A 14840-nucleotide genomic window follows, 5' to 3' on the forward strand; every position below is an offset into this window, starting at 1 on the left:
CTAACGCTGTTGAGTGGTTCACAACTCTAGAACCACCTCAAATGGACGTTGTCAAAGATATATCGCATCCTTCGTTTTCGACTTATGGGCAGTTCAGCCAAACACCGGCAGATAAGCGGCATACTTTCAGAATCATTGACACGCGCAATATCAACCAATATCAGCTCCATCCATTCACTGATGGTTCGCGGACAATGAGCTCGTTCGGGGCCATCCCGTGCGACAATGAAATCATGAGCACTGAAACTGCATCATCATCCGTCGATTATCCGCTTGGCAACCTCACCACCAACAGCCAAACCCGTGTGCTGCTGCTTGGTTCCGGAGAGTTGGGACGCGAAATCGCCATCGAATTGACGAGGCTTGGGGCGTTTGTCATCGCCGCAGACAGTTACGAGCACGCGCCGGCCATGCAGATCGCACAGGAAACCCACGTCCTGGATATGACCGACGCGGCGGCGTTGGATGCATTGATCGCTTCCGCCCATCCTTCGATCATCATCCCCGAAATCGAGGCCATTGCAACCTCGGAATTGGCAAAAGCCGCAACAGACAACATCCAGGTCGTCCCCAGCTCGCGAATCGCGGCGATCTGCATGGACCGCGAAGCCTTGCGAAGACTGGCACATGAGACGCTCGGTCTGCCGACCACTCCGTATCGTTTCGCGAGCTCGTTCAATGAACTGAAAACCGGGGTCAAGGCCGTCGGCTATCCGTGTGTGGTCAAACCGGTGATGAGTTCTTCTGGTCATGGCCAATCCGTGATTCGTTCCGGCAAGGATATCGAGGCGGCTTGGCAGAAAGCTCAAAGCGAACGGAGAGACGCGAAAGACGGCGGTATTTCGCGCGTCATCGTCGAGGCGTTCGCCCCGCTGGATTACGAACTGACGATGCTCACCGTCTCCTCGTCCGCCGGTATCGTGGTCTGCTCCCCCATCGGGCAACGTCAGGTTGACGGCGATTACCGCGAATCGTGGCAACCGGCGCAGGTCAATCCGGCAATCCTCGAAAAGGCACAGGCCATCGCCCGCAAAGCCGTGGGCGGACTGGTCGACATCGCGCACGAAAACCACGAGCATGGCTGGGGTGTCTTCGGCGTGGAACTATTCGTGCTGAAGAACGGCGAAGTCCTGTTCAACGAGGTCTCTCCCCGCCCGCACGACACCGGCATGGTGACGATGATCTCCCAGCGTTTGAGCGAATTCGCATTGCACGCCCGCGCTGTGCTGGGCATCCCCGTCACCGAGGACAGCGTTGCACTCGCTTTCAAAGACGGCGAGGTCGCCGCCAGCCATGCCATCGTGGTCAGCGGAAACGGATCTGTGACTTTCTCCAATATTCCACAAGCTCTGTCGCAACCCGATACCGACCTGCGCATCTTCGGCAAGCCGACCGTCAACGGTCACCGTCGCATGGCCGTCGCCCTCGCCACCGGATGCAATGAAGCCGAGGCACGGCAGAAAGCCGCACAAATCGAAACAGCCCTGCACATCACGATCGGCCGGTAGTCCAACCGACCGGCAGGCAACCGATCAATAAGCCGACAATCGACAGAGCGATTCCACCCGTCAGAATCATCTGTCTATGTCCGTCGCAACCATCACCTTTCGAATAATTCAAGCGGGATGTAACAAAAAATTTACAAAACACTTTTTCACCGCAAAAATCCGGAATTTCGAAATCCGTTCGTATCAATAAGGCACCGTACATCGCATTTTCGAATGAGACAAACGGCATATTTGTTGGCTGCGCTTGTTATATTGCATGTGTAAGTTCACCTCATTCAATCAATCTCGTTACTCTACGGGAAGGTCGATTTAATGGAGAAACTGGATATGCTCTACAAGGGCAAAGCCAAAAAACTCTATTCAACTAATGACCCAGATGTGCTGTGGGTCGAATATATGAATCAGGCCACTGCCGGCGACGGCGCGAAAAAGGCCCAGATTCAAGGCAAGGGAAGCCTCAACAACCGCATCACTACGGTGCTGTTCCGGCTTCTTGAAGCCGAGGGCGTCAAGACGCATTTCATCAAGCGTCTGAGCGATACTGAACAGCTCAATGAGAAAATCACGATGTTCCCGCTTGAGATCATCATGCGCAACACCGCTGCCGGTTCGTTCTCCAAGCGTTACGGCATCAAGGAAGGCACCGAGCTCAAGCGCCCGATTCTCGAATTCTGCTATAAGTCCGACGAACTGCACGACCCGTTCATCGGCATCGACGGCATCGTGGCGCTGGGTCTGGCCACGGACGAGCAGATGGCCGAAGTATCTCGCCAGGCCCGCGACATCAACGAGAAACTGACCAAGATCTTCCGCGACATCGACGTGCAACTCGTCGATTCCAAGATCGAAGAGGGCATCAATCCCGACGGCGAAATCGTGCTGGCCGACGAGATCACCCCCGACACCTGCAGGCTCTGGGACTTGAAGGACGGGTCCGGACAGGTCGAGCATCTCGACAAGGACCTCTTCCGCAGAGACCTGGGTGACATCATCCCCGCCTATGAGGAAATATACGGACGCTTGATGAAACTCGCGGACCGCCGTGGAGTCAAAGTCGAATGACCTATCGCTCGTGCACTATGATTATTGGTGTACGAGCGTTTTTGGTTGTTCCGCATTTCCTTGCTTTTTATCCATTTTTCACTTTCCCCTTCTTACCAGCAGTGCTAAGGACCATCAGTGCTTTCAACAGTTTTTCGCGTATATGTAGAAAAGAAATCCGGTTTCGACGTCGAAGCAGCCAACCTCGCCCGTGAGTTACGGGACGTTCTGGGGCTCACCGGGCTCGAGCGCGTTCGCATCATCAACCGCTACGATGCCCAGGGCTTGGATTCCGAGCTTTTCGTAGCAGCCATTCCCACAGTGTTCAGCGAACCTCCAGTGGATACGGCGACGCGGGAATTGCCGGAGTTGGCCGACGCACAGGTCTTCGCCGTGGAGTATCTGCCCGGTCAGTTCGACCAGCGGGCGGAATCCGCTAGCCAGTGCATCCAGCTGTTGAGCCAAGGGACAAGGCCAGAGGTACGGACGGCGAAAATCTATGCGCTCTATGGCGAGCTTAGCGACGACGATGTCGAAGCCATCAAACGCTACGTGATCAATCCGGTCGACGCGCACGAAACCGGGCTGGGCACGCGCGAGACGTTGGAAACCGCGGTCAAGGTTCCAGCCGATGTCGAAATCATCGACGGGTTCAACGAGCTTGACGACGCCGGATTGCAGCGTTTCATCGCCGAACGCGGGCTGGCGATGGACCTGGGTGACGCGAAGTGCTGCCAGACCTACTTCCGCGGCGAACACCGCGAGCCGACCATCACCGAAATCAAGGTGATCGACACCTACTGGTCCGACCATTGCCGCCACACCACTTTCGGCACCGAGCTGACGAAAGTCGATATCGACGACACCGTGGTCAAAGCCGCGTTCGAGCGTTATCTCAAGGTACGTGAAGATCTGGGACGCACCAATAAGCCTGTGACTTTGATGGATATGGGCACCATCGGTGCGAAGGAACTCGAGGCCAAAGGCGAGCTCAACGGGCTCGACAAGTCCGAGGAAATCAATGCCTGCACCGTCAAAATCAAGGTCGACGTCGACGGCGAACCGGAAGACTGGCTCTTCCTCTTCAAAAACGAGACGCACAACCATCCCACCGAAATCGAGCCGTTCGGTGGGGCCGCCACCTGCATCGGCGGTTGCATCCGCGACCCTCTGAGCGGGCGTGCCTACGTCTACCAGGCCATGCGCGTCACCGGTGCCGGAGACCCGCGCGTTCCGGTTTCACAAACATTGGAAGGCAAGCTCCCGCAACGTAAACTCGTCACCACCGCAGCGCAGGGCTATTCCTCATATGGCAACCAGATCGGGCTGGCGACCGGAGAAGTCCACGAAATCTACCATCCCGGTTATGTCGCCAAGCGCATGGAGGTCGGGGCCGTCGTCGGCGCCGCGCCGGCGGCCAACGTGCGACGTGAAACACCGACACCCGGCGACAAGATCATCCTTTTGGGCGGACGCACCGGACGCGACGGCATCGGCGGGGCCACCGGCGCTTCCAAGGCGCAGGACACCGAAAGCCTCACCGAATCGGGAGCCGAGGTGCAGAAGGGCAACGCGACCGTCGAACGCAAGCTGCAACGCCTCTTCCGCCGTCACGATGCCAGCGTGCTCATCAAGCGCTGCAACGATTTCGGCGCGGGCGGCGTGTCCGTGGCAACCGGCGAAATAGCCGACGGTCTCAAAATCGACCTTGACAAGGTGCCCAAGAAATACGAGGGCTTGGACGGCACCGAACTGGCGATTTCCGAGTCGCAGGAACGCATGGCCGTCGATGTGGCCGCCGAGGACGTGGACGAATTCCTGGGTTACGCACGTGAGGAGAACCTCGAGGCCACGGTCATCGCCACCGTCACGGCCGAACCACGGATGACCATGGATTGGCGCGGCAAGCGCATCGTCGATCTTTCGCGCGAATTCCTGGCTTCCAACGGTGCAGCGAAACATCAGAATGTGCATGCGCTGCCGGCTGAGAATTATATGGTTCCCGAAGACTGGAAATCCGGAGACCTCAGGCAACGGCTGACCTCGCTGGTCAGTGACATCAACGTCGCCGGCAACAAGGGCCTTGCCGAACGTTTCGACTCCACCATCGGCGCCGGCACCGTGCTCATGCCGTTCGGCGGTCGCAAGCAGCTGACGCCCAGCCTTGCCATGGTCGCCAAACTTCCGGTGCCGGGCGGCAAAACCACCACCGCCAGCGCGATGGCCTGGGGCTTCAACCCGTATATCACCGAGCGCAACCAGTTCGCCGGGGCCTATCTGGCCGTGGTGGAATCGGTCTGCAAGCTCGTCGCGACCGGCTTTACCCGCGAGAACGCTTATCTGAGTTTCCAGGAATATTTCGGCAAGCTCCATGAAGATCCGAATCGTTGGGGCAAGCCCGCTGCGGCATTGCTCGGCGCACTGAGCGCTCAACTCGACCTCAAAGTCGGGGCCATCGGCGGCAAAGACTCGATGAGCGGCAGCTTCGAGCAGGACGGCAAGGAAATGGACGTGCCACCGACCTTGATTTCCTTCGCCGTGTCAACCGGGAACATGAACGGTGCCGTCTCGCCGGAATTCAAGGGTGCTGGGCATCGTATCGTACGTATCGCGCCGAAACGGTACGGATATGGCAAGGCTTGCGAGAACACGAGCGAAAGCGAAAACGCTTACCGTCTTATCCCCAACCCAGGCGATCTGCTCGAGACGATGGCATTGGTCGAGCGTCTGAACGCCACCAATCAGGCGCTGGCAATTTCGACGCCCGGTTATGGTGCGAGCGCCGAAGCATTGTTCAAGATGACGTTGGGCAACCGCGTCGGTATCAGGCTCGATGATGTTGTGGGTCTGGATGCATTGTTCGAGCCTGAATACGGCTCGTTTATCGTAGAACTCGCCGACGGTGCCAAGGTGCCGGAAGGCAACGACCGAGTGGCTGTCACAGCCATCGGAGCAACGACGGATGCCTATGAATTCACAGCCGCCGGCGAAACCGTTGACCTCGATAATTTGCAGGACGTCTGGGAATCCGCGATGGAGGAAATCTTCCCCTATCGCAGCAAGACAAGCCGCCATGCAAGCGAAACCGAAACACGGCCCGAAACGGAAACCATCAGTTACCGCAAGGGACGGCAGGCTTTTTATGTTGGCAATCCGTTGAAGGCCAAGCCTCGCGTGCTTATTCCGGTATTTCCCGGCAACAATTGCGAGTATGACGCTGAGGCGGCGTTTGCAGCGGCGGGCGCCGACCCGCATACGCTGATCGTCAACAACCTCTCCCCCGAAGCCGTCGCCGTTTCATCTCGTCAGCTGGCCGACGAAATCAAAGCCAGCCAAATCATCATGATTCCCGGCGGATTCTCCGGCGGCGACGAACCGGACGGATCGGCGAAATTCATCACCGCGTTCTTCCGTGCCCCCGCTGTGACCGATGCCGTGCGTGACCTGCTGGGCAACCGCGACGGTCTGATGCTCGGCATCTGCAACGGGTTCCAGGCGCTGATCAAGCTTGGTCTCGTGCCTTACGGCGATATCGTCGAGCCAAGCGAAAACCAGCCGACGCTGACCTTCAACACCATCGGCCGCCATCAAAGCCGCCTGGTACGCACTCGCGTCTCCAGCAATCTGTCACCGTGGATGTCCGGCAGCAAGGTCGGCGATATCTACACCATCCCGATTTCACACGGCGAAGGACGGTTCGTTGCCACGCCCGAACAGATCAGACAGCTTGCCGATGCCGGACAAATCGCCGCACAATATGTGGGCGAAAACGGCAATGCCAGTATGGATCTGGCCGACAACCCCAACGGTTCCATGGCCGCACTCGAGGCGCTGACCAGCCCCGACGGACGGGTGCTCGGCAAAATGGGCCATTCCGAACGTCGCGGCGACGGGCTTTACCTCAACGTTCCTGGCCACGAGTTCCAGCCGATTTTCGAAGCCGGCGTGCGCTATTTCACCGGCAAAGATACCAACAGAGCGAACGAAAGGAAGGCCTGAGATGTCATTCGAACTCGAAGACGTTCACGAGGAATGCGGACTGTTCGGCGTCTGGGGCCACCCCGATGCGGCTCGATTGACTTATTTCGGACTTCATGCGCTGCAGCACCGCGGGCAAGAAGGCGCCGGCATGGTATCCTGCGACCACGGCAAGCTTATCGGCCATCGCGGGCTCGGGCTGCTGACCGAAGTATTCCACGACGAACACGAAATCGAACGGCTCACCGGCGATCGCGCCATCGGCCACGTGCGCTACGCGACCAGCGGCACAGGCGGCATCGACAACATCCAGCCGTTCATCTTCTCCTTCCACGACGGCGACATCGCGCTGGCACACAACGGCAACCTCACCAACTGCATCGCACTGCGCACCCAGCTTGAAAACGAAGGCGCCATCTTCCACTCCAATTCGGACACCGAGGTGCTGATGCACCTGATCCGCCGCTCGAGCAAACCGACGTTCGTCGAAAAACTCAAGGAAGCCCTGAACATCGTCCATGGCGGATTCGCCTATCTGCTGATGACCAAAAACGCGATGATCGGGGCGCTCGACCCGAACGGCTTCCGCCCGCTTTCGCTGGGACGGATGAGCAACGGGGCCTATGTGCTGGCCAGCGAGACCTGCGCACTGGACACTGTGGGCGCCGAGTTGGTCCGCGACATCAGGCCCGGCGAAATCGTTGTGGTGGACGACAACGGTTATCGCATCATGTCATACACCGACAAGACCCAGCTGGCGATCTGCTCGATGGAGTTCATCTATTTCGCCCGTCCGGATTCCAACATCTACGGCGTCAACGTGCATTCCGCCCGCAAGCGCATGGGTGCACGCCTCGCCCGTGAAGCGCCGGTCGACGCCGATATGGTCATCGGTGTGCCGAACTCCTCGCTTTCCGCCGCCTCCGGCTATTCCGAAGCCAGCGGACTGCCCAACGAGATGGGGCTGATCAAGAACCAATACATCGCCCGCACTTTCATCCAGCCGACGCAGGAACTGCGCGAACAGGGCGTGCGTATGAAGCTTTCGGCCGTTCGTGGCGTGGTCAAAGGCAAGCGGATCATCGTCATCGACGACTCCATTGTGCGCGGCACCACCTCCAAGCGCATCGTCCAGCTGCTGCGCGAGGCGGGCGCGGCGGAAGTGCACATGCGCATCAGCTCCCCGCCGTTGAAATACCCGTGCTTCTACGGCATCGACATCTCGACGACCCGTGAACTGATCGCCGCACGGATGAGCGTCGAGGAAATTCGCAAGCATATCGGCGCTGATTCCTTGCAATTCCTGAGCCTTGATGGCCTTATCGAATCCATCGGCCTCAACGCCGACGCACCCTACGGGGGCCTTTGTGTCGCCTATTTCAACGGCGACTACCCCACCGCCCTGGACGATTACGAAGACGAATTTCTCGCTTCGCTCAAACCGGAGGAACGCGAGCGGCTGCCGCATTTCGCCAAATACGAAAGCCAATACCGGGGCAACGAATACCGCAACGCGGAATCGTCAAAGCAGAACGGCCAAATTATCAGCACCACCACAGCCACCACAAGGAGGGCATAGCATGCCGAAAGCATACGAACAAGCGGGAGTCAGCGTCGAGGCCGGTTACGAGGTCGTCCGGCGCATCAAATCGCACGTCGCACGCACCAACCGTCCTGGCGTGGTCGGCGGCATCGGCGGTTTCGGTGGGCTTTTCGACTTGGCGAGCCTCGGCTACAAGGAGCCGATGCTGGTCAGTGGAACCGACGGCGTGGGCACCAAGCTCATGGTCGCCAAGATGGCCGGCAAACACGACACCATCGGCATCGACTGCGTGGCGATGTGCGTCAACGACATCGCCGCCCAGGGCGCGCAACCGCTCTTCTTCCTCGACTATATCGCCTGCGGCAAGAACAATCCCGCACTTCTGGAGCAGGTCGTTTCCGGCGTGGCCGATGGCTGCGTTCAGGCGGATTCGGCGCTGATCGGCGGCGAAACGGCGGAAATGCCGGGCATGTATGCACCCGACGAATACGATCTGGCCGGATTCGCGGTCGGTGTGGCCGAGAAATCCGCTATCGTCGACGGCTCGGGCATCCGTGAAGGTGACACGCTGATCGGTCTGGAATCCTCGGGAGTCCATTCCAACGGATTCTCGCTGGTACGCGAGGCCCTGTTCGGCGAGGCCGGCTACAGCGTCGACACCTCTCTTGCCGCCCTTCCGGAATTCAAGGACTCTAAGAACGGACACGCCGATGATGACCATGCGACAACGCTTGGCGACGTCCTGCTCACCCCGACGAAAATCTACGTCCATGCGTTGAAGCCGCTGTTCGCCGCAGGGCTGATCAAAGGTGTCGCGCACATCACCGGCGGCGGGTTCATCGAAAATATCCCCCGTATGATTCCTGACGGCCTCGCCGCCTCGATCAAGGTCGGCACATGGAATATTCCGCCGATTTTCGACGTCATCGAACGCGCCGGCGGCATCGAGCACGCCGAAATGTTCAACGTCTTCAACATGGGCATCGGCATGGTCCTGGCCGTCGACTCGCAAAACGCGCAGAAAACGCTCGAGACGCTCGAAACCGTCGACGAGACCGGTCATATCATCGGCTCGATCGTTCCGGAGGCGCGCAACGGACATGGACGGGTGCAGTTCCAGTAGCGTATGCCGTAAACCGTTCATCTGTCATCTATTTATGATCGCTTTTCGGCATACGCGGTCGATTACGCAGAATTCCGTTCGTCTATACTTGACAGTGAATTCATGAAAACGTCCACGAGCCAATCAATAACGAATCGGCAATACAATTTCCACTGGCGGAATCTTAAAAAGGAGACGAAATGGGTATGAAGGTTTTGGTCATCGGATCGGGAGCGCGCGAACACGCCATCGCGGCCACGCTGCTCAAAGGTGCAAGCGTGGACGAAGTCACCGTCGCCCCCGGTAATCCCGGCATGGAGCTCGACGGCATCCGCACCACCCGCATCGACCCTTCCAACCATGCGGCCCTGATCGAGTTCATGCGCTCCAGCAACTACGACTGGGCACTGGTCGGCCCCGAAGTCCCGCTGATGCACGGCATTGTTGACGATTTCCGCGAAGTCGGTCTCAAAGCATTCGGCCCCACCCGTGCCGCGGCCCAGGTCGAAGGCTCCAAAGATTTCGCCAAGCAGCTTATGGCCCGCCACGCCATTCCGACCGCAGCCTACCGCACTTTCACCGACTACGAAGCCGCGGCCGCGTATGTTATGGAGCACGGGGCGCCCATCGTCGTCAAGGCCGACGGACTGGCAGCCGGCAAAGGCGTGACCGTGGCGCTCGACACCCAGACGGCGCTTGACGCCCTCGAAGACATCTTCGTCGAGCACCGTTTCGGCAACGCCGATCTCAAAGTCGTGCTCGAAGACTTCCTCGAGGGCCAGGAGTTCTCGCTGATGAGCTTCGTCAACGGCACCGCGTTCTGGCCGATGCCGATTTCGCAGGACCACAAGCGTGCCTATGACAGCGACAAAGGCCCGAACACCGGTGGTATGGGAGCCTATAGCCCCGTCCCCCAAATCAGCGACGAAACCGTCACAACCGCCATTGACACCATTGTGCGTCCCACCGTCAAGGCGTTGGCTGAAGAGGGCACGCCGTTCACCGGCATCCTCTACGCCGGGCTCATCGCCACCGACGACGGTCCGAAAGTCATCGAGTTCAACGCCCGCTTCGGCGACCCCGAGACGGAGGCGGTGTTACCGCTCCTGACCAGCGATCTGGGCGCAGGCATCAACGCGATTCTGAACGACGAGACGCCCACCTTCACCTGGCGCACGGACACCACGGCGCTTGGCGTGGTCTTGGCCGCCGACGGCTACCCCGGCAATCCCAAGAAAGGCACCCCGGTTCCGGCTATCGACACCGATGCGGAATCCCACATCTATTATGCCGGCGTGAAAACATCCAAGCATCCCGAAACCGTCGAATCCGCCGATTCAGCCTCGCCGACAACCAGCTTGGTCTCCTCCTCCGGCCGTGTTCTGGTCTACGAAACGCTCGCCCCGACCCTCAAGGCCGCCCAAACCAAAATCTACGACACCCTGGACGCCTTGGATACCACTGGTTTCTTCTACCGCCACGACATCGGCGCCAAGGCTTTGCAGGCCGTCGTTGAAGATGACAAAGAACAATAAATACGAGACCATACGGTATGACTACAACGCTTGGCCATGCCGCAACCATCAAATCCACCATCATACGAACCGTTCCCCGCAAGCAACAACACCGTGAGGTTCAGCGATGGCCCGAACGTCATATAGCGCCATCCTGTCCACAGGAGCGGGTCATTCACGCAATTTCGATGACAAGCGAAAGCACGAGCCCAATACCGTCATTGCCAAACCAAAGCATAGAGACAACAGAAAGGCTGCTCAGTCATCCTTGGCAATGTTTGCACAATTAGTGGAATTCCAATATATTATTGAAATATCCGATGTTGGAAAACGGCAATCATTGAAGATGGGCGTGGCAATGCAGAGAAATATCAAGAGTTCAGACAGCGACGACGGGCACGCCGTCTCCAACCATGCGCCGTCGTCACACCGGCCGCGCGAATTTGTGAGCATCCATAACCTGCGCAAGGTCTACGCGGTCGACGACGACAAGGTGGTCGCCTTGGCACGCATCAATCTGGAAATCCCTCGCGGGCAGATCTGCTGCATCTTCGGGGAATCCGGTTCAGGCAAATCGACGTTGCTCAACCAGATGGCCGGCATGGAGAAACCGACGAAAGGGTCGGTGCGTATCGGCAGGGACAACATTTCGACGATGAGCGAACGCGAACTGGCCGTGTTCCGCCAACGACACATCGGTTTCGTCTTCCAGTCCTATAATCTGCTCCCCCACCTGACAGCAGTGGAGAACGTGGCGATGCCGCTGATGTTCTCCGGGGTCGGCAAGGCCGAACGCGAAGCCAAGGCGAGCAAGATGCTCAAACGCGTGGGGCTGGGCAAGCGCCTCAAGCATTTCCCCTCGCAGATGTCGGGAGGCCAGCAGCAGCGCGTGGGCATCGCCCGTGCCTTCATCGCGCATCCCGAGGTCGTTTTCGCCGACGAACCGACCGGCAACCTCGATTCCAAAACCAAGGTCGAGGTGATGACCATGATGCGCACCTTCGCCCGACATTACCGCCAGACGCTGGTGCTGGTGACGCACGACGAACATATGGCGGCATACGCGGACCGTGTCGTCACCCTGCTTGACGGCCATATCGTCAGTGACACCGCCAACCGTTCCTCCGATTTCGCTACTGCAGACTCCGGACATCCGCAGTAGCGATAGCAGTGACACATCAGACGCAACGAAGCAGACAACCACACCACCATAGGGGCAGACGAAAACGCAACCAGACAAAGGAGTCATCATGAACAACCGCAACATTCCATCGTTTGAGCAGACAGCAGCAGAAGCCCAAGGCATAGCCGCCGACGCCACGGCACATCAATCACTGCGCAATATCCACGCCGTCAATACCATCCATGCCATCCACTCCATCGTTCATCCCCTATCGGCGCATCACCCTACTCGCCTCGTTTCCGCCTTACTCGCCATCGCCACCGCGCTCTGCCTGATCTTGGGCCCAGCCCTGCTGATGCCGCAACACCACGCATATGCCGACGAGACGGAAGCGAGCGCAACCAAATCCGGCAGCGACAACAGCGGCGGCCCTGTCAACGAGCCGATGGCCGGACCCGTGCCGAACATCATCATCACCAACTTCACCTATGGCGACGGATCGATACCGGTCGGCGGCAATTTCAATCTCGGCTTCACCTTCCAGAACAAGGGCCAGGTGGCCGTGCAGAACATGGTCGTCACCGTCGACGGAGGCGACATGCTGACCATCGCGGGAGGTACCAACACTTTCTACGTCGACTTCCTCGCAGCGGGATACTCACTGACCGAAACCGTGCCGATGCAGGCGCTGGCCGACGCCAAGACCGGTGCTCAGGGCGTCTCGATCCACTTCACCTATGAATATGTCGAAAACAACCAGCGTTCCTCGGCTTCCGCCGACATCAAAGTATCGGTACCGCTCAGCCAGCCCGACCGCATGCAGTTGAATACCCCGACCATCCCGGAGACCACACGCCGCGGCGAGGAGACCACCATCACCCTGGCCTATGTGAATAAAGGCAAAGGCGACGTCTCGAACCTCGAAGCCACCTTGGAGGGCGAAGGGTTCAAGGCCGCCACGCCCACGCAGTACCTCGGCAACGTGGCCAGCGGAGCCAACGGCAGCATCGGCTACCTCTTCACGCCAGAGCGCATAGGCAAACTTGACGCCAAGCTCAAGGTCTCCTACGAGGATTCCAACGGCAAACCGCAGAGCAAGGAGTTTCCGGTCAGCCTGCAGGTAGAGGCCCCGGCTCCGCCGCCAGAGGCCATGGCCTCCCAGGAAGCGCATGCACCCAATCCGCTTCCCTTCCTCATTATCGGCGTCGCCGTACTGGTGCTCATCATCGCGCTGATCGTCATATTGGTGCACCGCCATCACAAGAAAAAAGCCAGGCTCGCCGCCCTCGCCGATGACGATGACGACGACGACGATTGGGACGGCGAATCCGCCGATACCACGTTCGCCGCTCTGCCACCGGCAAATACGCAAGGAGCCAACGGCACACCGACACAGGTGATACAGCCTGTCGCCGGGAACGGTACGTCTCCGGTATCGTCCAACGCGGATAGCGTTATCTTAAAACCCGCGGATACGCAGGAGCCACAGACTTCAACATCCGCACAAAGCCTTTCAAGCCGCGATGAGGACCAATGATGAAAGCTAGCGACATCGTACGACTCGCGGGCCAGAATCTCAAACGCCGCAAATCACGAACCGTACTCACCGTACTCGGTGTGATCGTAGGGTCATGCTCCATCCTCATCATGATTTCGCTGGGGCAGGGTATGAGCGCCCAAAGCGAGCAGATGCTCAAAGCCATGGGCGACATGACCCTCATCTCGGTATCCAGCGAATCCCAAGGCGATTCGAGTTCCGGCCAAGGATCTTCGTCGCCCAACGGATCTGGCAGTGCGCCGAAAATCACCAAAAGCACCGTCCGTAATTTCCGCGATATCGACCATGTCGTGGCGGCGACCCAACAAGTACAACTGGAGCCACTCGTCAACGTCTCTACTGGCTCGGGCCGCTACACCACCGATGAATACAGCAACGTCGTCTTCGAGGGCATCGACATGGCGCAGCTCAAGGCCATGGGTTTTCAACTGACCGCGGGGCGGGAACCATTGAGAAGCGGCGAGGTGCTGGCGGGCAAATACACGGCGTATGCGTTCAAAGACAAGTTCCGCACTGCGGGCGAGGAAAGGCGCATGTCCCCAGAGATGGGCTGCGAATACAACGAGGCCACCGGCAAATGCGAACCCTCCGACGACCAGCCGTTCTTCGATCCGCTGAAAATGAGCTATGAGGCATCAAAATCATCGGGTGACGACTCCGGCGCAGACGCGAAAACAACCGGCATGGACTCTGCCCCGACGTCGAGCTCCAACGCCAGCGCACCGACAAACCGCATCTACAAATTCAACGCGGTAGGCTCTTTGAAACGCAACGTCGCCGCCGGCAACTCCACCGACATCGGCTTCCTGATGGATCTGCAGGACCTGGAGAAACTCCGCAAGACACTGGACGCAACCGGCGAGGCCATACCCGCCTCTTCGAGCGCGTTGGTCAAGGTCGACAGCATCGAAAACGTCAAGCAAGTGCAGGATGAGCTGAACGCCGAGGGCTTCGGCACCAGCTCCAGTGAGGACTCACGCAAAGCGGCGCAGAAGGAATCGAATCTGATGCAACTGGCCCTAGGCAGCATCGGCGCAGTGGCGTTCCTCGTGGCGGCCATCGGCATCGCCAACACCATGATCATGTCGGTGACCGAACGCACGAAAGAAATCGGCATTATGAAGGCGCTGGGCTGCTCCGTGCGCGACATACGCCTGATGTTCCTTGCAGAGGCGGCGTCGCTGGGCATACTCGGCGGGCTGGTCGGCTGCGTGCTGAGCGGCCTGGCCTCGCTTGGCATCAATGTCATCGCCAAAAACGCCGCCGGTCCAATGATGATCGGCGACGGACAGGAAGCGTCCACGAACCTTTCCATCATCCCCTGGTGGCTTTACGTGGCGGCCGTCGTCTTCTGCGCCGTCATCGGCCTGATCTTCGGGTTCGGTCCGGCGAACAAGGCCGTGCGCATCCCCGCCCTCGACGCCATCAAGAATCAGGAATGATCGATGAAAAATATGCCGATGCCATGTTGTA

Annotated in this window: 9 protein-coding genes; all 9 read left to right on the forward strand. The window is 58.9% G+C overall.

The features are described from left to right. Positions 1–233 precede the first annotated feature (233 nt). The 9 genes from purT to OZX75_RS03925 all read left to right on the forward strand — a co-directional run bounded on the left by purT (position 234) and on the right by OZX75_RS03925 (position 14809). Positions 234–1508 (forward strand): formate-dependent phosphoribosylglycinamide formyltransferase, encoded by a 1275-nt coding sequence (gene purT, locus OZX75_RS03885; protein ID WP_277147079.1) that lies wholly within the window; start codon positions 234–236, stop codon positions 1506–1508. 312 nt (positions 1509–1820) lie between these two features. Further along, positions 1821–2570 carry a phosphoribosylaminoimidazolesuccinocarboxamide synthase gene (purC, locus tag OZX75_RS03890; protein ID WP_277147081.1) on the forward strand — a complete coding sequence of 250 codons (750 nt, stop codon included), beginning with the start codon at positions 1821–1823 and terminating at the stop codon, positions 2568–2570. A gap of 117 nt (positions 2571–2687) precedes the next feature. Then, on the forward strand, positions 2688–6548 hold the full coding sequence (locus OZX75_RS03895) for a phosphoribosylformylglycinamidine synthase (RefSeq protein WP_277147083.1): 3861 nt from the start codon (positions 2688–2690) through the stop codon (positions 6546–6548). Between the two features lies 1 nt (position 6549). Continuing rightward, on the forward strand, positions 6550–8106 hold the full coding sequence (gene purF / locus OZX75_RS03900) for an amidophosphoribosyltransferase (RefSeq protein ID WP_277147085.1): 1557 nt from the start codon (positions 6550–6552) through the stop codon (positions 8104–8106). Position 8107: 1 nt separating this feature from the next. Further along, on the forward strand, positions 8108–9193 hold the full coding sequence (purM, locus tag OZX75_RS03905; protein ID WP_277147087.1) for a phosphoribosylformylglycinamidine cyclo-ligase: 1086 nt from the start codon (positions 8108–8110) through the stop codon (positions 9191–9193). Positions 9194–9372: 179 nt separating this feature from the next. Next, complete coding sequence (purD, locus tag OZX75_RS03910; RefSeq protein WP_277147089.1) at positions 9373–10707, forward strand: phosphoribosylamine--glycine ligase; 1335 nt, start codon at positions 9373–9375, stop codon at positions 10705–10707. A 430-nt stretch (positions 10708–11137) separates the two neighbouring features. After that, positions 11138–11848, forward strand: a complete 711-nt coding sequence (locus tag OZX75_RS03915) for an ABC transporter ATP-binding protein (protein WP_348519494.1) — start codon at positions 11138–11140, stop codon at positions 11846–11848. A gap of 88 nt (positions 11849–11936) precedes the next feature. After that, positions 11937–13346: a COG1361 S-layer family protein gene (locus tag OZX75_RS03920; protein WP_277147094.1), complete on the forward strand. Its 1410-nt coding sequence runs from the start codon at positions 11937–11939 to the stop codon at positions 13344–13346. Further along, entirely contained in the window at positions 13343–14809 is a 1467-nt protein-coding gene (locus tag OZX75_RS03925) for an ABC transporter permease (RefSeq protein ID WP_277147096.1), read from the forward strand. Before OZX75_RS03920 ends, OZX75_RS03925 begins: the two co-directional genes overlap by 4 nt. Positions 14810–14840: the final 31 nt, after the last annotated feature.

The sequence above is a fragment of the Bifidobacterium sp. ESL0800 genome, assembly GCF_029395355.1.
GTDB lineage: Bacteria > Actinomycetota > Actinomycetes > Actinomycetales > Bifidobacteriaceae > Bifidobacterium.